At 49.4% G+C, this 21,543-nt stretch carries 22 protein-coding genes; 4 read left to right on the forward strand and 18 right to left on the reverse strand.

Annotation, left to right across the window (positions count from 1 at the left end; translation table 11 throughout):
• The first annotated feature begins 34 nt into the window (after positions 1–34).
• From wecB to PHW04_02610, 3 genes are all read left to right on the forward strand, one after another.
• Entirely contained in the window at positions 35–1,195 is a 1,161-nt protein-coding gene (gene wecB, locus PHW04_02600; GenBank protein MDD2714765.1) for a UDP-N-acetylglucosamine 2-epimerase (non-hydrolyzing), read from the forward strand.
• Entirely contained in the window at positions 1,188–1,571 is a 384-nt protein-coding gene (locus PHW04_02605) for a nucleotide pyrophosphohydrolase (protein ID MDD2714766.1), read from the forward strand. Before wecB ends, PHW04_02605 begins: the two co-directional genes overlap by 8 nt.
• Positions 1,572–1,648: 77 nt before the next feature.
• The gene (locus PHW04_02610; protein MDD2714767.1) at positions 1,649–2,584 is read left to right on the forward strand and encodes a Gfo/Idh/MocA family oxidoreductase; all 936 of its coding nucleotides are present in this window, start codon (positions 1,649–1,651) and stop codon (positions 2,582–2,584) included.
• Here PHW04_02610 and PHW04_02615 read toward each other — a convergent pair.
• Positions 2,572–3,969, reverse strand: a complete 1,398-nt coding sequence (locus tag PHW04_02615) for a mannose-1-phosphate guanylyltransferase/mannose-6-phosphate isomerase (protein ID MDD2714768.1) — start codon at positions 3,967–3,969, stop codon at positions 2,572–2,574. The two genes, PHW04_02610 and PHW04_02615, sit on opposite strands and share 13 nt — an antisense overlap.
• A gap of 167 nt (positions 3,970–4,136) precedes the next feature.
• On the opposite strand from PHW04_02615, the gene PHW04_02620 reads away from it, so the two are divergent.
• A complete protein-coding gene (locus tag PHW04_02620; protein MDD2714769.1) occupies positions 4,137–5,339 on the forward strand; it encodes a glycosyltransferase family 1 protein in 1,203 nt (400 codons plus the stop codon).
• Here PHW04_02620 and PHW04_02625 read toward each other — a convergent pair.
• The 17 genes from PHW04_02625 to PHW04_02705 are packed head-to-tail and all read right to left on the reverse strand — an operon-like array spanning position 5,329 to position 21,543.
• Positions 5,329–6,045, reverse strand: coding sequence for a transaldolase (locus tag PHW04_02625; protein ID MDD2714770.1), 717 nt, complete (start codon positions 6,043–6,045; stop codon positions 5,329–5,331). The two genes, PHW04_02620 and PHW04_02625, sit on opposite strands and share 11 nt — an antisense overlap.
• Positions 6,032–6,598: an HAD family hydrolase gene (locus tag PHW04_02630; protein ID MDD2714771.1), complete on the reverse strand. Its 567-nt coding sequence runs from the start codon at positions 6,596–6,598 to the stop codon at positions 6,032–6,034. Before PHW04_02630 ends, PHW04_02625 begins: the two co-directional genes overlap by 14 nt.
• A complete protein-coding gene (locus PHW04_02635; GenBank protein MDD2714772.1) occupies positions 6,580–7,176 on the reverse strand; it encodes an SIS domain-containing protein in 597 nt (198 codons plus the stop codon). The genes PHW04_02630 and PHW04_02635 overlap by 19 nt, the downstream gene beginning before the upstream one ends.
• The gene (locus PHW04_02640; GenBank protein MDD2714773.1) at positions 7,173–7,886 is read right to left on the reverse strand and encodes a nucleotidyltransferase family protein; all 714 of its coding nucleotides are present in this window, start codon (positions 7,884–7,886) and stop codon (positions 7,173–7,175) included. Before PHW04_02640 ends, PHW04_02635 begins: the two co-directional genes overlap by 4 nt.
• Positions 7,883–8,863: a galactokinase gene (locus PHW04_02645; GenBank protein MDD2714774.1), complete on the reverse strand. Its 981-nt coding sequence runs from the start codon at positions 8,861–8,863 to the stop codon at positions 7,883–7,885. The genes PHW04_02640 and PHW04_02645 overlap by 4 nt, the downstream gene beginning before the upstream one ends.
• Entirely contained in the window at positions 8,860–9,837 is a 978-nt protein-coding gene (locus tag PHW04_02650; GenBank protein MDD2714775.1) for a Gfo/Idh/MocA family oxidoreductase, read from the reverse strand. The genes PHW04_02645 and PHW04_02650 overlap by 4 nt, the downstream gene beginning before the upstream one ends.
• Before the next feature lie 4 nt (positions 9,838–9,841).
• Positions 9,842–10,705, reverse strand: coding sequence for an SDR family NAD(P)-dependent oxidoreductase (locus PHW04_02655; GenBank protein MDD2714776.1), 864 nt, complete (start codon positions 10,703–10,705; stop codon positions 9,842–9,844).
• Positions 10,702–11,991 (reverse strand): nucleotide sugar dehydrogenase, encoded by a 1,290-nt coding sequence (locus PHW04_02660; GenBank protein MDD2714777.1) that lies wholly within the window; start codon positions 11,989–11,991, stop codon positions 10,702–10,704. Before PHW04_02660 ends, PHW04_02655 begins: the two co-directional genes overlap by 4 nt.
• The gene (locus PHW04_02665; GenBank protein ID MDD2714778.1) at positions 11,988–12,944 is read right to left on the reverse strand and encodes an NAD-dependent epimerase/dehydratase family protein; all 957 of its coding nucleotides are present in this window, start codon (positions 12,942–12,944) and stop codon (positions 11,988–11,990) included. Before PHW04_02665 ends, PHW04_02660 begins: the two co-directional genes overlap by 4 nt.
• Positions 12,945–12,960: 16 nt before the next feature.
• A complete protein-coding gene (locus PHW04_02670; protein ID MDD2714779.1) occupies positions 12,961–13,962 on the reverse strand; it encodes a glycosyltransferase in 1,002 nt (333 codons plus the stop codon).
• Complete coding sequence (locus PHW04_02675) at positions 13,959–14,771, reverse strand: FkbM family methyltransferase (protein MDD2714780.1); 813 nt, start codon at positions 14,769–14,771, stop codon at positions 13,959–13,961. Before PHW04_02675 ends, PHW04_02670 begins: the two co-directional genes overlap by 4 nt.
• 18 nt (positions 14,772–14,789) lie before the next feature.
• Positions 14,790–15,674: an alpha-1,2-fucosyltransferase gene (locus PHW04_02680; GenBank protein MDD2714781.1), complete on the reverse strand. Its 885-nt coding sequence runs from the start codon at positions 15,672–15,674 to the stop codon at positions 14,790–14,792.
• A 42-nt stretch (positions 15,675–15,716) separates the two neighbouring features.
• Positions 15,717–16,607, reverse strand: coding sequence for a methyltransferase domain-containing protein (locus PHW04_02685; protein ID MDD2714782.1), 891 nt, complete (start codon positions 16,605–16,607; stop codon positions 15,717–15,719).
• 49 nt (positions 16,608–16,656) lie between these two features.
• Entirely contained in the window at positions 16,657–17,439 is a 783-nt protein-coding gene (locus PHW04_02690) for a DUF268 domain-containing protein (GenBank protein ID MDD2714783.1), read from the reverse strand.
• Between the two features lie 7 nt (positions 17,440–17,446).
• Positions 17,447–18,691, reverse strand: a complete 1,245-nt coding sequence (locus PHW04_02695) for a glycosyltransferase family 2 protein (protein ID MDD2714784.1) — start codon at positions 18,689–18,691, stop codon at positions 17,447–17,449.
• On the reverse strand, positions 18,684–20,192 hold the full coding sequence (locus PHW04_02700) for an oligosaccharide flippase family protein (protein ID MDD2714785.1): 1,509 nt from the start codon (positions 20,190–20,192) through the stop codon (positions 18,684–18,686). The genes PHW04_02695 and PHW04_02700 overlap by 8 nt, the downstream gene beginning before the upstream one ends.
• A gap of 16 nt (positions 20,193–20,208) precedes the next feature.
• On the reverse strand, positions 20,209–21,543 hold the full coding sequence (locus PHW04_02705) for a glycosyltransferase family 4 protein (protein MDD2714786.1): 1,335 nt from the start codon (positions 21,541–21,543) through the stop codon (positions 20,209–20,211).

Here is a 21,543-nt window from a genome sequence, read left to right on the forward strand (position 1 = left end):
TGCTAACCTTAGCCTGCAGGATTATAATTGATCAATGCTCAAGCCTAAAAAGATGCTCTTTATTTTTGGAACCAGGCCTGAAGCGATCAAATTCGCGCCGCTGATCAGGAAATGCCGGGCAGTGCAGGATTTCGACGTCAGGATCGCAGTGACCGCCCAGCACAGGGAAATGCTGGACCAGGTCCTGTCGTTTTTCCAGATCAGGCCTGACCATGACCTGGACCTGATGAAGCCGGGCCAGGATCTTTTTGCTCTGACTGCAGGAGCACTGACAGGCCTGAAAAAAGTCCTGATACAGGAAAAACCGGACCTGACTTTTGTCCAGGGAGATACGACCACCGTATTTTCCGCAGCGCTGGCTTCTTTTTACCTGAAAATCCCGGTCGCGCACCTGGAAGCCGGGTTGAGAAGCCATCAGCCCTATTCCCCATTCCCTGAAGAGTTGAACCGCCGCCTGACCGGCCACCTCAGCACTTATCACTTCGCACCGACAGAGGGAGCCAGGTTGAACCTTGAGCGGGAAGGGATCATCGACAATGTCCACCTGACTGGAAATACAGTGATCGACGCGCTGCTGCTTGCGCTTGAAATCCTTGAAAAAACGCAGGACCAAGCAGCGATCCTGAAATACTACGAGTCGTTTTATCCAGGCTTTGGCCGGCTGGCAGCGGATAAATCCAGAATAGTGCTGATTACAGGGCACAGGCGGGAAAGTTTTGGAGATCCTTTTGAAAGCATCTGCCGTGCGATCAGAAGAGCGGCAGAAAAGTACCGGCAAGCCCTCTTTGTTTACCCTGTGCATCTTAATCCCAATGTGCAGAAGCCGGTCCGGCAGATCCTGTCCGGTCTTCCAAATCTGATCCTTACCCCACCTTTAGAATACCCTAAGCTCGTCTGGCTGATGAAGAAATCGTATTTCGTGCTGACTGATTCCGGGGGAATCCAGGAAGAAGCGCCGGCTCTGGGTAAACCGGTGCTGGTGATGAGGGATGTGACCGAGCGCATGGAAGGCGTCGAGGCCGGTACTGCCTGTCTGGTAGGTACAACTGAACAGAAAATTTATGACGGCATCTGCTGTCTTTTTGACGATTCGGCAACTTACGATAAAATGTCGAAGGCCGTCAATCCATATGGAGACGGCCATGCCAGCGAGAAAATCGTGGAAATCCTGAAGGGGATCCGAACAGATGCCTGACGATAAAACCACTTTCGAAGAAATCAAGCAGATCATCCGCTCTTTTGTCGCGGAACGGGACTGGGATAAGTATCACAGCCCAAAAAATCTGTCCATGTCGATTGCGATTGAAGCCGCTGAACTGATGGAGCATTTCCAGTGGTCAGATACGGAAGAATCGAAGAAGATCGCTGCTGACACTGAAAAATTCCTGGAAGTTCAGGCAGAACTTTCCGACATCATCGTCTATGCCCTTGGAATGGCCAATGTGCTCGGAATCGATATTTCAGAGGCCATGAAAGATAAGATCAGAAAGAACGCTGAAAAATATCCGGCCCGCATTGTCAGGGGTTCGAGCAGGAAGTATACGGAATACAGGAAGAAAGGTAAATCATAATGTCACGCTGGGGCGTGACCGATGAGATAGAGTTATGAAGTTAGCAGGTTGGTAAGCATCTTGGAAATGAGGAAATTATGAAGAACTTCGCATTGATCGGCGCGGCTGGATACATTGCTCCCCGGCATCTGAAAGCCATCAAGGAGACAGGCAACAACCTGGTGGCAAGCACAGATCCTCATGATGCGGTGGGAGTGATGGACAGCTATTTCGAAGAAGTGGAATATTTCAGGGAATTCGAGCGTTTCGACAGGCACGCCGAGAAGCTGAAGCGTAAAGGAGGTGAACAGAGAATCCATTATGTTTCGATCTGTTCCCCGAATTATCTGCACGACGCCCATATCCGCTTTGCGCTCCGGATCGGAGCCGATGCCATCTGCGAGAAACCGATTGTGCTCAATCCCTGGAATCTCGAAGCTCTGTCGGAACTGGAGCAGGAAAGCGGCAAGAGGATCAATACCATCCTGCAGTTGAGACTGCACCCCGCGATCCGCTCGTTCAAGAGCGAAATGGAAAACTATCGCGGGAACAAGAAAGAAATTGTGCTGACTTACATTACTTCGAGAGGCAAATGGTATCTGTATTCGTGGAAAGGTGAAATGGCAAAGTCCGGAGGCCTGCCCACAAATATCGGAATTCATTTTTTTGACATGCTGATCTGGATTTTCGGCGCAGTGGAGCATTCTGAGGTGCATCTTACTGAAGAGAGAAAAGCTGCCGGTTTCCTGGAACTTGAGCGGGCCAGGGTGAAATGGTTTTTGTCAATCGACAGTAGCGATCTGCCGCATGAAGCCGCTGGAAAGCCTACTTACCGCTCGCTGACCGTGGACGGACGGGAAATCGAATTTTCAGAAGGCTTTACAAATCTGCACACTGACAGTTACAGGGAGATCCTGAACGGAAACGGTTTCGGCGTCAGGGACGTCAAAGCCTCAGTGGACCTCGCTTATTCGATCAGGAAAGCTGTGGCGACCGGCCGTAATGACTGTTCCCATCCGTTCTATCGTCCATAATCGTCTTCGATCCGCTCGATGTCGTCTTCCTTCAGATAATCGCCGACCTGCACTTCTATGATCTGCAGGTCGATTTTTCCAGGGTTCTCCATTCTGTGAAAGGATGTGGCGGGAATATAAACGCTCTCGTTAGGGGAGAGCAGGAATTCTTCCGACCCTTTTGTGACTTTCGCTGATCCGCCGACTACCACCCAATGCTCTGAGCGGTGATAATGCCGCTGCAGGGAAAGTCTCTTACCCGGATAGACCACGATCCGTTTGAGCACGAATCCAGGGTTTTCAAACAATGTGGTGGAATAGCCCCACGGCCGGTAAATCGTCCTGTGCATGATCGATTCCACATCTCCCCGGGCTTTCAGGAGCTGGCAGAGGAGCTTGACGTCCTGGCTGCGGTTTCTGGGGCAGACCAGAGTGGCGTCCTCGGAATCGACAACGATCATACCGTCAAGACCGATTCCTCCGATCAATCTCCCGGAACTAAGGAGCAGGCTGTTTTTGCAGTCGAGCTGGGCGATCTTTCCCACTGCGACATTGCCGTGTTCGTCCTTATCCGCCGACAGTTCATGGATGGCATCGAAGTCGCCGATGTCGTTCCATTTGAATTCAACCGGAATCACCACGATCAGACGGGATTTTTCCATGATCCCGTAATCGATGGAAATGTTTTCGATGGCGTTATAAGCGTCAGTGACCTCTGAAAGGTCAGCCGGATTGATGCCGCAAAGTTTTCCGTACATGTCGGGCAGGAGTTTCTGGGCTTCGGAAAGCATTGTGCTGATCTTGAAGAAAAACATGCCGGCATTCCAGTAATAATCGCCTGAGGCTAGAAATCCTTCGGCTGTTTTCAGGTCAGGTTTTTCGCAGAAGCGCTCCACAGGGAATACGCCTTCTGCAAGCTGTGTCTGCCCGCCTTTTATATAGCCAAAGCCTGTGGCAGGGGAATCAGGGATCACCCCGAAAGTCACGATTTTTCCAGCCGCTGCAGTGCGTTCGGCGCGCTCTAAAAAGGAATTGAAGGCAGCTTCATCCCCAATCACATGATCAGCCGGCATCACAGCCACCACCTCATCCGGCCCGAATTTCGCCGAGAGATACAGGGCTGAGAGCAGGATGGCCGGAGCAGTATTCTTTCCCATCGGTTCGATGATCAGGTTGGAAGCGAGAGCCTTGTCGATCATTGAAAGCTGGTTGAGTATGCCGTCCCTGTGCTGATGGCTGGTGACAACATGGATTTTCGCGGCAGGTATGGAAGGCAGCAGCCTTTTTACAGTGCGCTGGATCAGGCTCAGTTCGTCGCCGAGGCTTAGCAGCTGCTTCGGATACAATTCCCGCGACAGCGGCCAGAGACGGCTGCCTGACCCTCCGGCTAAAATCAATCCGATCATGATTCCCCCTGGTTAGCATGCAATTTCGTAGAATTATACCCCTTCCGGACTGATTATTCACTATTGACAGTAAAACCAAGTTGGTGTCCACTATTGATAGATCTCTCGAACTTTGAAAGGTAATCCCGTGACAATTCAATCTCTATTCTGTTTTTCCCGGAGCAGACATGAAAATAGGAATTGACGCCTCCAACATCCGCACAGGCGGCTGTCTGACACATCTTGTGGAATTATTGAGGGCAGCGCAGCCTGAAAAATACGGTTTTGAAAAGGTAATTGTCTGGGGCGGCAGTTCAACGCTCGCCAAACTGGAAAAACGGCCCTGGCTTGAATGTCAGTACCAGCCGGAACTCGATCGCTTTAATCTTGTAAGAAGATATTGGCAAAAATTCAAGCTGACTAAACTGCTCAACCAAGGGAAATTCGACCTTCTTTTCGCACCTGGCTGCATCTACACCGGATCTTTCAGACCATATGCGGTAATGTCCCAGAACATGCTCCCTTTCGAATGGAAGGAATCCATGAGATATGGAATGTCTAAGGGATTGCTGCGACTCGTCATTTTTTACGTGCTGCAGCGACATACGTTCAGAAATGCTGACGGATTGATTTTCCTGACCAGCTATGCCAATGATGTAGTGATGAAATCCATAAAATCAGTTAACGGGAAGACTGTGATTATTCCTCACGGCATTGCAGCCAGGTTCATGATGAAACCGCGGGTTGCAAAACCGCGTGAATGTTACTCTTTTTCCACTCCATTTCGCATCCTGTATGTTTCCACAATCGATATTTACAAGCATCAGTGGTTAGTGGTCGAAGCAGTTGCAAAATTGAGAAAAGAGGGCCTGCCGGTGGTATTGGATCTTGTCGGCCCTGCCTATAAGCCGGCTTTACCCAGACTGATGAAGGCGCTCCGGACGAATGATCCGGAAAATACGATAATCCGATATCTTGGTGCCGTGAATTATGAGAATCTAGTAGAGTGTTACAAGGGGGCCGACCTGTTTGTTTTTGCCTCCACTTGTGAGAATCTGCCGATCATTCTGATGGAAGCCATGTCTGCAGGACTGCCGATTGCCTGTTCCAATCACGGGCCTATGCCTGAAGTACTGGGGGAAGCTGGAACGTATTTTGACCCCGATAATCCCTCAAGCATCGGGACAGCCATCAAGAATATGGTGGAGTCACCGGAATTGAGGATGAAAGCAGCACAGGCGGCTTATGCCAAGGCTCAAAAATTCTCCTGGGAACGCTGTGCTGCGGAAACGTTTGAATTTCTGGCAAAAGTAGCGATAGGAGGACAGCTAGAACTTCAAGCTGAACAGCGGCGCAAAAACAAAGAGACTTCACTGGACCCTATAGACTGAAACCCGCTTTCTGGGCATCGTTATAAAACAGTTTTACCGTATCCAGTGAATAATCGTTTAAATCCTTACCGATCAGCGGTAATTTCTTTAAAATATCGTTGGTGACTGTAATGATGTGGCAGCCGATTGCATCAGCCTGGAAAATGTTAAGCAGTTCGCGCGGGCTGGCCCAGATAAGTTCTGCATTAGGCAGATCCCTTAACATCTCCACTGCCGCAGCCATCAGTGAAACCGGGTCGCGTCCGGTGTCTGCAATCCGGCCGGCAAAAATTGAGACATTGGCCGGCGCGCCACCTGAAAGACACGGCACCAGATCACGCACCTGGGATAGCGGCATCATTGCAGTGACATTCAATTTGACACCGGCGTGGCTCAGACGGCGGACCAGGTCGTAAGATGGTTCCCTGCGCGTATTAGTGATCGGGATCTTGACATAGACGTTTTTCCCCCATCCTGCTATCTCTTTCGCCTGCCTTTCCATCTCGGAAAATTCGTCGGAAAACACTTCGAAAGAAATCGGCCGGTCTGGAATTGACTTCAGTATATCGAGGGCAAAGGCGCGATAATCCTTGATTCCGGCCTTGCACATCAAAGTCGGATTCGTGGTAAAGCCCTTGATGAACGGTTTAGCGTACATTTCCAGCATGCCGGCCTTGTCAGCGCCATCGGCAAAAATCTTTACTTTCAAATCCTCAATTTTCTTCATTCGATTCTCCTTTCTGCTTGAAAATCCATTCCACTGCGCTTGTGATATTACAGGCTCTGCAATCCGGCTCAACCTGTTTCAGTTCAGTATAATGATAATCAATCAAAATCGTCCTGCAGCCGGCGTTCCGCCCGGCTTCAATGTCACGCCAGCGGTCACCGATCATGAAACTTTCTTTCAGGCTGATTCCAAATTCCTGGGCTGACTTCACCAGCGACCCTGTTCTGGGTTTGCGGCATTGGCATTGATCAGAGTCATCGTGATAGCAGACCTTGAAATCATCAATCGGCAGACTTGACCGCAATTCGGCGTTTATTTTTTCCACCATCGCACGTGTCTGCGATCCTCTCGCCACATCAGGCTGATTAGTCACAACAATCAGTTTGAACCCGGCATCGTGCAGACTCTTCAGTGCCGCCTCAACGCCGGGCAGAATCTCAAGTTCCAGAAGGTCATGCGGAGGATATGGCTTGCCGTCACGCATCAGAGCGCGGTTGATGACACCGTCGCGGTCAAGAAAAACCGCCCGCCTCATCAGCGGACTGATTCCCATTTTGTAGCGGATTTTTTCAACGCAGGGTGGGACACCATCAGATGCCAGACCGCTGCTTGAAACGCTTCAGTATGAGGAGTCACTGTTTCCGGATTAACTGTTGGAATTACGACGCAGGCATCCGCAACTTTGGCAGTGTAACCACCATCGCGTCCGACAATGCCTATCACCTGCGCACCGATCTGCCTGGCATACTGTAGTGCAGTCACAAGATTCGGGCTTACATTTTTTTCCAGATTTCCGCCCCCTACGGACAGGATGCAGATCATGTCTTCTTTATCAAGATGACTTCCCTTGAGCCATTCCACAAAGATGCTTGCCCAGCCATCATCATTGGCCCTGGCAGTCAGTTCTGAGACATTGTCAGTCGGAGCATAGGCTTCAATCGCAGTGATTTTACGGAAATCATTCACAGCGTGCGAGCAGTTGGCCGCACTGCCGCCGATTCCCAGAAAAAACAGCCGTCCTCCGCGCTCGCGCAGAGCAGCCAGCAGAGATACCATCCGTTCAATCGAACCTGCATCCAGTTTTGCTGCAATAGCTGTCAGTTCCGTCAAGTGCTGCTCTGTATAATTCATGATGTTCCATGCTCCTTTTCTGAAATATGCCGGCGAGTCTCTTCCAGGCCGGCCGGCGAACCGATCTCATAAAACCTCTCGTATACTTCAAAACCGGCCAGCTGATTCTGGGACAGGAGATCCTGGTAGACTGTAACCAGATCAAACGGCTTGCCGGCAGGATAATCCGACAGAGTTGCAGCCTGCAGAACACTTACTCCATAATCAATGTGCTTCATTTCCGGAACCCGGTTGATTTTATTATAACTCACGATCCGTCCGTTCTCAAAAACAATATTGCTATTATCCCATTGATTCATGTTCTTGAACACTGTCATCAGCCCCAGTTTTCCTTTTTCATGAAACGCTTTTTCAATTGCCTGATAATCACACTCGAGATAACAATCGCCGTACAGCATGAAAAAAGCATTTCCCAGCGAAGGCAATGCTCTCCGCAGCGCTCCGCCTGTCCCGAGAAGCTCCGGGCCGTCGAAAATACAGGTTATCCGCATGCCCAGCCGCTGGCCGTCGCCTATTTCCGCCTGAATCTGCTCTCCCAGATAGCCCAGGCAGAGAACTGCCTCAGTCAGTCCGTTCTGACGCAGAAGCTTTAATTGATGGACAATGAACGGCAGACCTGCCACTTCGATCAATGACTTGGGCATCTGCCCTGTCAGAGGCCGCAGACGTGTCGCCAGCCCTCCTGCCAGAATTGCCACAGGCAGGCTCATGTAGTCAGCACCTTGGTTCCTTCAAAATCAAATCTGAAACGCACTTCCTCGAGCCCTGCATTGATCATGGCATGGCGCAGTTTGGCGGTGTCCTTGGCGTAGAACATCAGAAATCCGCCTCCGCCTGCGCCGATCAGCTTGCCGCCGATAGCTCCGTTCTGCAGGGCCAGAGCATACCAGTCGTTTATTTTTTGATTGGACATGGCGCCTGAGCGTTTTTTCTTGAATTCCCAGTGCACATTCATCAGCTCGGCAAAGTGCATCACATTACCGGTTTCAAGTGCGGATTTGCTCTCAAATCCAAGTTTTTTTACAAAGTGCAGGTTCTCGATCATGTCAGTGCTGGATTTTTTGCTCTGGTCGTCCTGTTCTTTCAGGATGGATGAGGCTGAGCGGGAATAACCTGTGAAAAAAAGCAGAAGGTTATCTTCAAGATCATAGAGTGTTTCCTTGCTGATGCCCAGTGGATATGACTTTACCGTACCGTCTTTCTCAAACTCAAAACAGGTAATGCCTCCGTATGAGGCTATATACTGATCCTGCTTGCCGATCGGCTCCTTGAGCAGGTCTATTTCCACATGGCAGGCCTGTTCGGCCAGCTCTTTGGGGTGGATCAGGTTCCTGCGGAAAGTGTGCAGCCCTTTAAGCAGCGCGGTTGTGAAGCTGCCTGAGGAACCAAGGCCTGTACCGGCAGGTATGTCGGCCATGCTGGTCAGCTCAAAATACTCTTTTTTGAAACCAAGCAGCTTGAGCGATTCACGGATAATGGGATGCTTGATCTCGTTTACGTCTTCAGTGTGTTCCATCTGGGAGTATTTGATTATATAGCCGGGAGGGAAGATCCTGTGCAGCGTTATGTAGACATATTTATCGATCGCGCCGGCGATCAGAAAGCCGCCGTGATTTTCATAGTAAGAGCGGAGGTCTGTACCACCTCCCCCGAAAGTTATCCGAAGCGGACTGCGGGTGATAATCATTTGAGCTTACTCCTGTATATTTCGCCAACGATAGACAGAGCCCGATAAGCGTCTTCCAGATCGCCGCAAAGCGGTTTCCCGTTAACAATCGCTGCCGTAAATGAAGCGAATTCAAGCTGCCAGGATTTATCCTCACCGGGATATTCCCAGATTGTCGTTTCCGGTGGTCCCATTTCAGGCAGCATTCTGTAAAACGACAGGCGTTCCATGCCATAGCTGCCTCCGAGGCCTTCGATCTGCAGTTTACCAGTCCTGCCATATATTTCAAGGCAGAACATGTTTTTCCATTCAGTGCAGGACACATGCAGCCAGGCCATTTTTCCGCCTGCAGTGCGCAGGGCCATGAAGCCGTTGTCATCAACCGGCATCTCCCAGAAATAGGTTGGGGCAAAGCCTGTCACATTCTCAAAATCGCCAAGATACCACCGTGCCAAGTCTATCAGGTGGACACCCTGGTCCAGAAGCTCCCCCCCGCCGGAAATTGCCTGGTCTGAACGCCATTCCTTCTGGTAGCCGATTCTCCCGCCGTGGCCATAGCGGCCACGGACAAACATCAGTTCCCCCAGGACTTTGCTGTCGATTATTTCACGTGCTTTCTGCATGGCCGGATGGCAGCGCAGGTTGAAACCAACTTTCACTCTGGAGTCAGACTTTCGGGACAGTTCCAGAAATGGCTTCAATTCCAGGGCTGAACGTGCGGCAGGTTTTTCAACCAGCACATGCTTATGGTGTTCCAGCGCATACTGCCCTATCGGAGTCAGCCAGTCGTTTGTTGTAGACACAATTACAAGTTCAACTTCAGGATGTGCTGCCGCCTTTCTCCAGTCAGCATAAAAAGTAGAACATTTACCAAGCTGTGCAACTTTTTCTGCCCGTTTCAGATCAGTGTCAGCAGTGGCCACGATGCGATGTCCCATCAGAGATCGAGCCCTTTTTTCGCCGATCAGCCCGCAGCCGATTATCGCAATATTCATGTTTTCAGCTCCATTTCAGATTGCGGTCGGTAGGCACAATCCTGCGCAGTGTATAAACATCAGTGCGTTGCAGATCAGCAGCATGTTCCTGCAGTGTTTCCCACGGATCCCAGACCGCACTGATCAATTTTCCCGTAATGCCGTTACTTTCGGCTGAAGCAAGATAGGCGCACAGGCTAGCCCCTTTTTCCAGGGGAATGCCTCCTGTTTCTTTCTGTTTCAGAGCTTTTTTGTAAAAAGGCTCTCCCACAGCTTGCGGCCCGGCTTCCAAGACTTCTTCCAGCAGGCGGGTGTTCAGAGCTCCAGGCGCCACAGCATTGATGTCTATCCCGAAATCGCGGTACTCTTCAGCCAGAGTTTCAGTCAGACGCACTACTGCGGCTTTGGAGGCAGCATAAGCACTGATCCTTGGCAGGGGATTGGTCGCACCTCCGCCTGACAGATTGATGATTTTGCCGGAATTATTATTTTTCAGATGAGGAAGGAAATGTTTACAGGTGAAAAATACGCCTAAAAGGTTTATTTCAATAGCCTTAACCCATTCACCGGTATCGATCTCCTCAAGCAACCCCTTGGGTCCGTATACACCCGCATTATTCACTAAAATATCAATGCGGCCCAATTCTTTCAGGCTTTTTTCGACGATTTTTTTGACATCCAATTCAAGGGAAACGTCTGCCTGCACAGCGATCACTTTCTGGTCAGGTCCGGCAATCGCCGATAGTTCCTTGGCAGCCTGTTTGAGCTTTGACAAATCCCGGCCACAGATCACCACTGAGGCGCCTTCCTGAATGAATTCTCTGGCAACAGCCAGCCCGAATCCCTGGCTGGCGCCTGTGATTACAGCATTGCGATTAAAAAGCCTCATTTCTGCCTCCCCACCCGCACGTAATTGATGCCGCTGCAGCCAATCAGTTGTTTTTCAATGAAACCATTCGGATCGATTACAACACACCCTGAAATTTCTCTGATCGTTTCCGGATCCAGTTCGCGGAACACAGGCCACTCTGTGGCTACTATCATGCAGTCTGCTCCCAGGACCGCATTTTTGATGCTGTCAGCTATTGACAGTACACCTTTTAAACTGCCGGGTAATTCTTTGATACTTGGATCAAATGCTTTGATCACAGCGCCCTGTTGATTCAGCCAGCAGCAAAGTTCGACTGAGAATGACCTTCTCAAGGTGTCGGTGCCTGGCTTATAAGTCAAACCCAGTACAGCCATCTGCCTGCCTGACAGCCCGCCGAAAATTTCCAGGCATTTTCTCTGAACCCAGCCTTTATGAAAGTCGTTGCTTTCCTTGACCGCTTTGATCAGATGCAGTGGAAGATCAAAGCTATTGCCTGTTTCAGACAAAAACACGATGTCCCTTGCCAGAGTGCCTCCTGAAAAAGCAACGCCAGGGCTGAGGTATGCCTTGGGTCCGATCCGGTCTTCCGTTTTCAGGCCGCGCTCCACATCCTTAGCGTCAGCACCCACGCTTTCGCAGAGCACTGCAATCTCATTGGCAAAAGAGACCGAGGCAGCCAGAAATGCATTGATGGCGTGTTTAGTCATTTCCGCGGATTCAATGCTCATCCACTCCAGCCTACTGCTGATTGCTGAAAATAAAGGCGTGAACAAGGCTTTCTCGTCAGGCAGGGAACCGATTATAATCCGGTCAGGTTCCAGAAACACCTTGATTGCCTTGCCTAGCCTTAAATTTTCAGGTGAATAGGCAAAAAAAAGTTCTCTGCCAGGGTCCATTTTATTGATTGCTGCTTTTAATTTTTTAGTGAAACCGGCTGGAACCTGCGAGGAAATAATTATTTTTACTCCGCTTTTCAATTTGGGTGCTATCGACATCAGCATATTTTCAATAAAGCCGGGATCAGCCACATCATTCTCGTTAACAGGAGTATCGAAAGTAACCCACAAGGCATCTATCCCGTTTAAAGCAGCAGATGCTTCGCTGCTGAAAGATAGTCTGCCGCTTTTCAGCCCTTCTTTGATTAAATCATCAAGCCCGGGTTCAGATAAAGGTGCTTTGCCCATCCGCAGATCAGCAATATTGGCCTGATCAAAATCAAGCCCGGTCACATTGAAACCAAGTTCAGCCAGACAGGCGGCTGTAACGCATCCCAGATGCCATAATCCAAAGACGCAGACTTTCATTTTACTTTCTCCAGCAGCCACTTGTTCCGCTCCAGATAACCAAGCGTTTTGAGGACTGAATCCCTGATTGTCAGCTTAGGCTGCCATCCCAATGATCTGATTTTACCTGTGTCTAAATAAATCAGCGGGCTGTCGCCGATCCAGCCCCGCTCCCCACCGGCATATTCCAGTTCCGGTTTCAGTCCCAGGCAGCCCGTGATCCAGGCAATGGAATCATTAAGCTCGCAGAATTCATCAGTCCCCAGATTGAAAATGTTGATTTTTTCTTTTGATTTTTCAATTGCCAGCAGCATGGCTTCAATGCAATCTTCGACGTATAGGTATGATTTTTTCTGATGTCCGTTGCCAAGCACGAATAATTTGCCGGGATCGGCAAGCAGTTTTCTGTAAAAATCAAAAACGTGCCCGTGACTGTATCTCTCTCCCAGGATCGAAACAAATCTGAAGATGAAGCCTTGAAACCCGAATCCTTCGCAATAGGCCTGGATCAGCCCCTCTCCTGCCAGTTTGGAAGCGCCATAGAGCGAAGTCTGAACTGGAAAGGGCGCGTTTTCAGGGGTCGGGAACTTATCCGGCTCTCCGTAAATGGAGCCTGTAGATGAAAATGCGATCCGCCGGACGCTGTTTTTCCGCATTGCCTCAAGCACGTTGAATGTGGCGACAGTATTCTGTTCAAGGTCTTTCCGGGGATGCTCCGTGCCGAAGCGGACATCCGCATTGGCGGCAAAATGGAAAACAAAATCAGCTCCGTTCATCGCCTTGATCAGTCCCTCAGGATCAAGTAAATCACCCTTGACCAGAGTGAATTTAGAAAAAGTCCGGCTGTTTTCCAGGAATCTGATCTGGCCTGTGGAGAAATTGTCGTACACGGTCACTGTGTGTCCGTCTTTCAGCAACCGGTCCACCAGATTGCTCCCGATAAAACCAGCTCCTCCGGTCACAAAATAATTCATGGCTCACCCATCCAAATCATCGATTCTGAGCGGAAACGATGCATTCTTTCAAGATGTTTTCAGGACTGCTGCCTGAAGACAGCCAGGGCTGCCTGCGGCAGGCAATCACTGAAGGCAGGCAGCGTTTAAGCCCTCCTAAAAAATACACGAGACTTGCAAATGATAAATGGATCCCTGATTTGATCAAAACATTCCAGAGCCACAGTCCATTTAAGGCATTGATGCCTTGTTCTCCAATGCTGTCAAGCCACTTTTCGATCTCCTGCTGAGTACACTTCAATCCATTCAAGCAGGAAATGTTGAGTAGAAGGGAGGAAACGGTGTAATACAGCGCATCTCTCCCTTGAGGTCGAATCCGAGATGTATGTGAACAGTCTCTTCCATAATGAATGATACCGACCTGTTCAGGCACGCTTGCCAATTTTCCATGCAGGCCAAAACGCAGGATGAGGTCATAATCCTCGGACTTCTCCATGGCCTCGCGATACCCGCCGATCTCCTGGAAGACACTTCTGCGGAAGGTGAAAATTGAATGCCCGATCGGGGTAAGCAGGGCACGCAGAAAGAGCATCAATTCATTGTGCCTGCAGGGATAGTGAAGCTTCTTGATTTTGCGGGAGCCTGTCTGCTTCCGGGAGGGGTCCTGCAGGAAAACCATCTTGAAGCCGCCACCCACAGCCACCAGATCCGGGTTCTTCTGCAGCAATTCGGTCTGCAATTGCAGGCGATTTGGCAGTGCCAGGTCGTCAGCATCCAGAATTGCACAGAATTCCCCCTCTGCTTTTTGGATGGCTATGTTCCGCGCCCTGGCTACAGCGCAAAAATCCTCATGGATAACCCGTAAGCATGGATGCATTAGTGATTTCAGCGTTTCCCGGGAATTATCAGTGGAGCCGCAATCAATGATTATGTGCTCCCATGAATCAATTGTCTGATTCAGAACCGACTTCACACAGCCCGGAAGGTAGCCAGCGCAATTATAATTACTCGTAATCACAGAAACCAGTGGACGATTCATCTGGATCCCCCTTGAAAATGCTGGTTATGCCTGATGACCCAGTTGGAATATTGAAATGTTTCCAGATCCTGACTGTATTTCAAGATGCGTTCAGGTCCTGCCGGGAATATTTTATAGAACGAATAATCAAGTGAACTGAAAAGCTCCCAGATATCTCCAAGCTGAATTCTTGCATCCAGATAGCTTCCACCATACTCGAACTGGATCACTTTCACCTGTCCTTTTTTGAGCATTTCCCGCATTCCTTTGAATACAGCCAGTTCATGGCCTTCAACATCAATCTTCAAGAAGTCGATTTGTTTGAGATTGTGGGTGGAGCAGTAATCATCCAAAGTCAAAACAGTTATCTTCTCTGCCTTGAACTTGATGTTATCGAGCACTCCCCGTCTCTGGTAAATAGAGTTTGCGCCTGAGCCTTCACCGGCAATCTGAAGTTCCAGTTCACCTGACGTGTCACCGAGGCCGACATTGTTTAAAAAAACATTCGGCGGGAATGAATTATTCTTTAAAATATCGAATGTGGCAGAGCTTGGCTCAAAGCAATGCAGGGAAATTTTACTGTTGATTTCCAGCGCCAGTTTAGCCCAGTCTCCCACATTAGCGCCCACATCGAACACAATCCCTGTATCAACGCTTAATTCCTGCTTTAGAAAGGCCAGTTCGCCATTGGACTGCATGTCGTCATTGTTGTCATTGTTGTATCTATCCAGATATTTTTTGCTGGCCCGATATAAAAGACAGCTTCTCTGCGGCAGCAGATTGAAAAATGATCTGGCGATCCGATTTATTAACTTTTGTTTTTTTGTCATTCCAGTCACCTAGCCTCATTATACCAGAGTGAAATATTCCGGGATCAGTCCGGGAAAGCCCCAGGAAGTGATTCCAGTCAACCGAAGGTCAGGAGCTATGATAATTTTGGAGTCGTGGCCGGAAAGCCACGCTCCCCACCAGCTGAATGTGCTGTTGGCTATGATGAAATGTTTGCACTGCGACATCAGCCAGAGGTCTGCTGATGCATTTTCATCACCCAGGTTATGCGAAACAATAGTGGTCCGGTCTCTAGGCAGAGTCAGTTTCGCCAGCGCAGGCTCAGGATCGTCTGAAAACAGAAAATAGCGGGGATCTGCAAGTTTCTGATCCATCAAGCCGATCGCCCGCTGATAATAACCGGCTGAAAGGTTAAGGGAAGAAATGCAGCCCGGCGCATCAAACCAGCGGACATGGACTGCCACGGCATTGCAACCCCTGATCTGCTCTGCGGCATCCCGGTTGGTTTTATCTTCAGGCTTTTTAATCATCAGATCTTTCCTGATGAACTGTTCCACATCCTTGAAATAGCCTTCGCTTTGCCAGTATCCATCCAGATAGACTGTATCGTTCACTTTGAAATCGAGCAGTCTCTGATCAAAATCATTCTGCTCCTGCTCGAGATATCTGCGCAACTCAAATGGTTTCAGCCTGGACAGTCTGATCATCAAAGCTCTGCGTAAACGTCCGCATGGTTCCAGCCGTTCCGCGGCCGTTGCCTTTCGTGCTGAAATACTGAATTTATCCAGGCTGTATTTCCGTCCGAACTGCTTTTCGCGCACAAATCCGGTCAGATCGTCGATCACAAGTTCCGCTTTGTTTACAAGGGCCAGGCGTCTGGCAGCGGCGTAGCCGAACAGCTGATTGCCGAGTCCTCCCTGGATGATGGCAATCACTTTATTCATGTGGCACAAACCCATCCACGCGAAAGCGGATATCGATATGCTTCACGTGGAGCGCTTGGTCAGACCTAAGCGTTTTCCAGCATAAACATAACATACCGTATCGTCATATCCCTTTTGCCAATGCACTTTTTCGATACTGAAACCACAATTTGAGATTAGGTTGATTAACTCTTTATAAGTAGGATGCCAAACATGATAGTCCTTGAATCTCTTTATTCCCCCAGCGACTAATGTGTCTTTGATAATTTTTTTTACAGAAAACTTAATGTCAGGTTTGCCTTGTTTTCCGCCGTGAACGAGTAATCCCACTATCAGAGCGCCGTCAGGTCTGAGCACCCTGTATGCTTCATTGAGCGCAAGTTCCGGGGAAAGGAAGTGGTCAATTACAGATCGCATGTGAACAGTCTGAAAAAAGGCCGATTTGAATGGTAAGAACTCAGCGTCGCAACAGACGAAGTTTACAGGATCAAGCAAAAATGGATAAGCCTTGAGCAAGTTCGGCTGTTTATCCAGATTATCAAACCCATTCATAAAAGGATCGCAGGTTATATAGTCCTGGTCAGGGGAGAGGAACTGTCTGAGCCTTCCCTGGAAGCCCCCAACATCCAAACAACAACCCTCTACAGATATATCTTCATAGACCTCTCGCACTCCTTCAATTTCTGCGAAGTAATCTTGCTCTTGGTCATGAGAAGCTAAACTTGTGGAAAATCTTTCATATTCACGTTGTCCCTCTTTCCATACTCTCTGATCTGTTGTGGTTTCATTATTAAGAAGTCTAAGATCGAATAATTCACCTTTGACAGGGTACTTTCGACCATAGGATGAAACAAGGAAATTATTCTCCTCGTCCATTGACAATGGTTCTTTGCTCAAAGGGTCAACAATAATTTTTTGTACCCAGCTATCTAGCTTGATTGGTTTTACAATCATGTTTCTCCTTCTGCCTGATGGAATAAAGCAGGTTCCCCAGTATTTTTTTTCATCGCGATTTTCCCTTCAAAAAAGTAAATATGCCAAGATTATAATGCTTTTTCCCAAGCATAGCCAGATTTTCACGCGTTGGTTCCAGCTCAATCAAGCCTCTTTCTTCAGAAAAAAATGTAAATTCGCGTAAAACAAGTCGGTTCTCTCCAACAATCTTCAGAATCGTAAGCGGATCGAAGACATGGTGAGCATTGAATACAACCCGTTCGCTGCCGATCGGGACAGACAGGTAAAGCACCCCGCCATCACGAAGGATCTGAGCCATGTTATGAATCCCGGATTCATAGCCCTTAGGGTCGATCGGATCGCCATACCGGCCAAGCCCGAAGTGTTCCAGGGCATGCAGACAGGAAAGCGAATCACAGTAATTTGAGAGATTGACAGGATTCATCAAATCAACCTGTCTAAAGGTTACACCCGGCACTTTCGCAGTAATAGGCCGGATATCAAAAACCTCGATTTCCCGAAAACTTGCTACATGGGCCACAAAACCGTCTACCCTGGAGCCTATGTCAACATGCTTATCAGGGGCTGCCGCGAATATTTTCCGGGCTACATATAAATCCTGCCAGAAATAATCGTCCTCTGTAGATCCGCTTTCTTCGAACCAGTCCAGCAGACAGGGCCGGATTTCCAGAGCGCCGGTGTAGTTCGATTTAAAACGATAGTAATCACGCAAAAAGCGGGGGAAACTGCAGATCGAATTCAGCATGCGCCTGGGATCAATCCCGAACTGGGATGAGAGAACCCGGTAGATTTTTTTTAAGTTATTTTTCATTTTTCCATCACAGACTGCGATAAAGTTGTTTCAAAAGGGAAATCAGCTGCCTGTAAAAGCGGGACAGCATGTCGATCCGCAACGAGCGTTTGAACTTTGGAGAGTCGCTCAGCAGGCATCCTGCAAAACGACAGGCATCTTCAACATTATTGATGGTTCCAGCCGGCGCTCTGAGTGTCAACCAGTCTTCATCAAACCCGCTGGGCAAGCTGTTTTTCCTGCTTGCAGCCGCATTCTTTGGAACAGATCCAGGGCATTTCAGATTCAACGCAGTCGCGGTATGCACTGCCGACTGCATGATCTGGAGAGACCACTGGGATGTCCTGGCTTCTTTGACAAGGGCTTTAATGTATGTGTTCCAGTCAGGCTCAGTAAATCCGAGACCCGGATTAAATTCTCTGGCCTGAAGGTATTCGCCCATTACGGTTGTAATCACTGTCGGTGCCAGTTTCAACCTCTGGTCGAACTGGATTTTGTTTTCCTGGATGAATTTTTGGGCCGGAGAATCTTTGAGATCAAGATTCGGGTTTGTGGAAGCAGTTCCGTTGCTGTGCCTGGAAGCTCCATTAACGGAAAACGGATAGCGGGACCACAGATATCTGTCGATCACCCGGCTTAACACGATTCCGGAGTGAGCATCAGGCGCGATTGAGTTGAAAAACCGCTTGTTTTTTGAAGCTTTTTTGATTTTTTCCACACACTCCCTGCGGATAATTGCGTTGTATAAGCAGGGCAGCCTGGTATAGCCCTCTCTGAAGTTCATGACTTTGCGGAGTTTCTGGCTGCTGCGCACGTAATAAACCGCATCGACCAGGCAGACTTTCAGCAGATTTCTGAATTCCGGATTTATGTGGTCAGGCCAGCAGTATTCGACTTTGTCCCAGACCAGAGCGCTGGCTCCGGTTTTACCCAGCAATGCCATTGCCTTGCTGATTGCGCCCGGGATAAAACCATCGTCATCGCCGATGATGGTGATAAAGTCACCTGCTGCCTGACTTAAAGCAAATTCCCAGTTGTCAGACATGCTGACTCTGGCCTGGGTGTTGAAATATCTGATTTTAGGGCTCTGGAACGACTCCACCACTTCTCTGGTGTTGTCGTTGCTGAAATTATCACTGACAATTATCTCGAATTGATCATAATCCTGATCCACGCATGTCTTCAGAGTGTAGAAGAGCGTATCTGCACGTTCCCTGGTCGGGATGATGATTGACAGGACCAGCTGCTTATCCTGAACCTTTTTTTCAGACATGGATCAATCTCCTTTTCAAGACATCCAGAATCAATTTCCGCAAATCCGTGGTGGCTAGAGTCGAGACTGCGGCAGTGGTGAGGGATGCAGCAGCCAGCCAGACAAATTCCAGAGGCTTGGACAAAGCTGCAGGAGTCATGAATCTGAAAGCTGTGACAGTGCCTGCTCCGCAGGCAAGCGGTAAAATCAGGTCCCACAGATACCAGCGCCATTTTTCTCCGCACAGCAGACGGCGGTGCATGATATGAACCGGGACGATCAGATAGCCTATGTTCAGCGCAACCCATGCCCCGGCTGCGCCGATTGCACCATAGCGGGAGGTGGCCCAGAATATGGCAGGGACAAGGATAATCATGGCTGCGATGTTGTTTTTTATGCCTAGACTCAGCCAGCCGTAAGCGACCTGGAGATTATAGGGGAAATGCAGCAGGCAGTTGATCATGGTGCCCAGGGCCAGCAGGGCAACCAGTGGCGCGATATCCAGCGCCAGCTTCGGGTTGCCTGTCCAGAGCGCCACCACCTGTTCCCCGAACACGATCAGGATCATTGCCGCTGAACCGACAAGCACGCTCACCATTTGAGCCCCGCAATGATAAACCCCGATCAGGCCTTTTTCGTTACCTGTCGTGATGAGGTCAGTCAGACGGGGAAAAAAGGCCTGGTCAATCGGGGATACTATATAGGTAAGGATGGAAACTACCGTGTTCGCGAGACAGTAGCAGCCGAATGCTTCCAGGCTCAGAAGCTTTGAGAGGATCACCTTGTCCACCTGAGTGAGCAGCAATGAGAGAAAGGTGATCGCAACCATTCCGGCAGCGAAGCGCCAGATGTTCAGGAGCGCAGATTTGGAAAATCTGGCCTGTAGAGGAGATTTGGGCAAGGCTCTGTACACTGCTGCCATGAAGATTGCGACTGTGGCGATGGAAATCAGCCCCTGCCAGATAAAAAAAGCTTTAATCGTCGGGGAAACCCAGACCAGGATCCCGACAGCTCCCAGCCCCCGGACTGTAGCCATGAAACTCATTACTGCATTAAGCATCACCTGCCGCTGCAGGCCGACTATGCTGCTGCGATAGATGCCTTCCACAAACCGCAGCGCAGTAACTATCCCCATCACGGCAAAGGCCTGTGCTACGGTTTCGACAGGAAGTTTTTCCGCCCGCAGCCAGCCTGAAGCCAGCCAGCCAGAGGCAGCCCAGATGGAGAGGGCGGTCACGCCTGCGATCGTGAATGCAATGACTTCAATGCTGCGCAGAAGATCGCGGATGGATTGAGAATCATGCCCACCTCCTTTGAAGCGAGCCATTTCCCGGCTGAGAGTCGGGGTCATCCCCATGTCGAGCAGGGTCAGCCAGGCCTGCAGCATGGCAAAGATCCCGATCAGGCCATATGACTCCATGCCCAGATACTTGATGTAGAGCGGGACAAACAGCAGTCCCATCAGGGCTGTCCAGCCCTGGCCGAAATAATTGGCGATAATGTTTTTTTTAAGCAGAGTCATCTGAAATTCCGATTATTCACTCCATCTTCTCAAGATCACACCATAACTTCAAATAGCCGTCTTCAGGGAAAAAATAATGATAGTGATGGGGATTTCCCCTGGTATCAGACCTCCACAAAGGAGAAGTCCCATATAGCTTTCTGATGGATTCGGCAGCCGCTTTTTTCTCTGATTCCGTCTCTGCATTCAAACTGGCCTGGAATTCCAATCCGGATTCGCCCAGTGACTCTAAAAAGACATGTGCCGGGGATACGGTTTTTCCTGCGTATCTGCCGGTCCATTCTCTTTTGGTTTTCGGAAGGTTCAGCACCTGATTGAAAGCGTCATCCCAGCTGTCCACCATCTTTTCCAGGGAAAATCTGCGCCTGGCAGCGGCTCTTGCATTGTCGGACAGTTTTCTGCGCAAATCAGGGTTCAGGTATAATTCTTCAATCGCAGCTGCGTATGATTCTTCGCCTGCCGCGACTATCCCGGTCACATGGTCGTCAACAATGTAGCGTTCAGTCATGTTCGAAAGAACTACAGGCGGTACGCCCGCTGCCATGCTTTCGCAGAGGGACTGCTCGCAAGTGCCGTAATGATACGGCGCAAGAGGATAGCCGAACACGTCAAATTCTGACAGATACTGATTGATGCTGCCGACATAGCCTGTAAAAGTAAAGCGCTTTCCCATTTCATACTGCAGGGATTCTTCCTGAATCTTCCGTTCACTCGGTCCGCCAACGATCACAAAATGAACATCAGGTATCTTCACCAGGCTGCTCATTTTTAAAAAGCCAGGGTGCATTTTGCTGTAATCGACTGTGCCGATATAACCGATTCTGTATCCTGAATGAGGTTTCGGCATGATTGAGGCGACATGCTCGATGCCGCCGGTTGACCAGATTACCCGCAAGGCCTTCTGCCGTGCGTCAGGCAGTTTTTTTACTTCCTGAGTGTCTCTGCTGAAAGGCGATGTGAACACGAAAAGATCAGGATAGTTGAGCGCAGGCCTGCTGAACACATACGGAGCGTGAAATCCTGAGATGTGGCTCCAGAAAATGATCCGTGCGGGAGGCAGGGATTCACGCACCAGAAATGCATTTAAAAGAGGATGATTCCACCAGTGAACCAGGACAATGTCCGCTTTTTCAACCTCAGCCATAATTCCATCGTGATTGGAGGACATCTTGTCTGACAGGGAAAATCCAGAGACCTGCGCAGCAAGAATCGCTTTTTCGTTCGCATATTCGAGGCAGATGACTTTGTGGGAAAAACCGGTTCCTTTAACTTTTTCGAGGTAATTCAGAAGAACTCTCCCCACACCTCCGCCTAGATGTGGAGTTATGTGCAGGATTTTTATCTCTTTCAT

Source organism: Candidatus Wallbacteria bacterium (assembly GCA_028687545.1).
Lineage (GTDB): Bacteria > Muiribacteriota > JAQTZZ01 > JAQTZZ01 > JAQTZZ01 > JAQTZZ01.

Bases quoted from the DNA above. Each gene is read 5' to 3' on its own strand.
- wecB (MDD2714765.1), top strand. From the start codon at position 35: ATGCTCAAGCCTAAAAAGATGCTCTTTATTTTTGGAACCAGGCCTGAA.
- PHW04_02605 (MDD2714766.1), top strand. From the start codon at position 1,188: ATGCCTGACGATAAAACCACTTTCGAAGAAATCAAGCAGATCATCCGC.
- PHW04_02610 (MDD2714767.1), top strand. From the start codon at position 1,649: ATGAAGAACTTCGCATTGATCGGCGCGGCTGGATACATTGCTCCCCGG.
- PHW04_02615 (MDD2714768.1), bottom strand. From the start codon at position 3,969: ATGATCGGATTGATTTTAGCCGGAGGGTCAGGCAGCCGTCTCTGGCCG.
- PHW04_02620 (MDD2714769.1), top strand. From the start codon at position 4,137: ATGAAAATAGGAATTGACGCCTCCAACATCCGCACAGGCGGCTGTCTG.
- PHW04_02625 (MDD2714770.1), bottom strand. From the start codon at position 6,045: ATGAAGAAAATTGAGGATTTGAAAGTAAAGATTTTTGCCGATGGCGCT.
- PHW04_02630 (MDD2714771.1), bottom strand. From the start codon at position 6,598: ATGGGAATCAGTCCGCTGATGAGGCGGGCGGTTTTTCTTGACCGCGAC.
- PHW04_02635 (MDD2714772.1), bottom strand. From the start codon at position 7,176: ATGAATTATACAGAGCAGCACTTGACGGAACTGACAGCTATTGCAGCA.
- PHW04_02640 (MDD2714773.1), bottom strand. From the start codon at position 7,886: ATGAGCCTGCCTGTGGCAATTCTGGCAGGAGGGCTGGCGACACGTCTG.
- PHW04_02645 (MDD2714774.1), bottom strand. From the start codon at position 8,863: ATGATTATCACCCGCAGTCCGCTTCGGATAACTTTCGGGGGAGGTGGT.
- PHW04_02650 (MDD2714775.1), bottom strand. From the start codon at position 9,837: ATGAATATTGCGATAATCGGCTGCGGGCTGATCGGCGAAAAAAGGGCT.
- PHW04_02655 (MDD2714776.1), bottom strand. From the start codon at position 10,705: ATGAGGCTTTTTAATCGCAATGCTGTAATCACAGGCGCCAGCCAGGGA.
- PHW04_02660 (MDD2714777.1), bottom strand. From the start codon at position 11,991: ATGAAAGTCTGCGTCTTTGGATTATGGCATCTGGGATGCGTTACAGCC.
- PHW04_02665 (MDD2714778.1), bottom strand. From the start codon at position 12,944: ATGAATTATTTTGTGACCGGAGGAGCTGGTTTTATCGGGAGCAATCTG.
- PHW04_02670 (MDD2714779.1), bottom strand. From the start codon at position 13,962: ATGAATCGTCCACTGGTTTCTGTGATTACGAGTAATTATAATTGCGCT.
- PHW04_02675 (MDD2714780.1), bottom strand. From the start codon at position 14,771: ATGACAAAAAAACAAAAGTTAATAAATCGGATCGCCAGATCATTTTTC.
- PHW04_02680 (MDD2714781.1), bottom strand. From the start codon at position 15,674: ATGAATAAAGTGATTGCCATCATCCAGGGAGGACTCGGCAATCAGCTG.
- PHW04_02685 (MDD2714782.1), bottom strand. From the start codon at position 16,607: ATGATTGTAAAACCAATCAAGCTAGATAGCTGGGTACAAAAAATTATT.
- PHW04_02690 (MDD2714783.1), bottom strand. From the start codon at position 17,439: ATGAAAAATAACTTAAAAAAAATCTACCGGGTTCTCTCATCCCAGTTC.
- PHW04_02695 (MDD2714784.1), bottom strand. From the start codon at position 18,691: ATGTCTGAAAAAAAGGTTCAGGATAAGCAGCTGGTCCTGTCAATCATC.
- PHW04_02700 (MDD2714785.1), bottom strand. From the start codon at position 20,192: ATGACTCTGCTTAAAAAAAACATTATCGCCAATTATTTCGGCCAGGGC.
- PHW04_02705 (MDD2714786.1), bottom strand. From the start codon at position 21,543: ATGAAAGAGATAAAAATCCTGCACATAACTCCACATCTAGGCGGAGGT.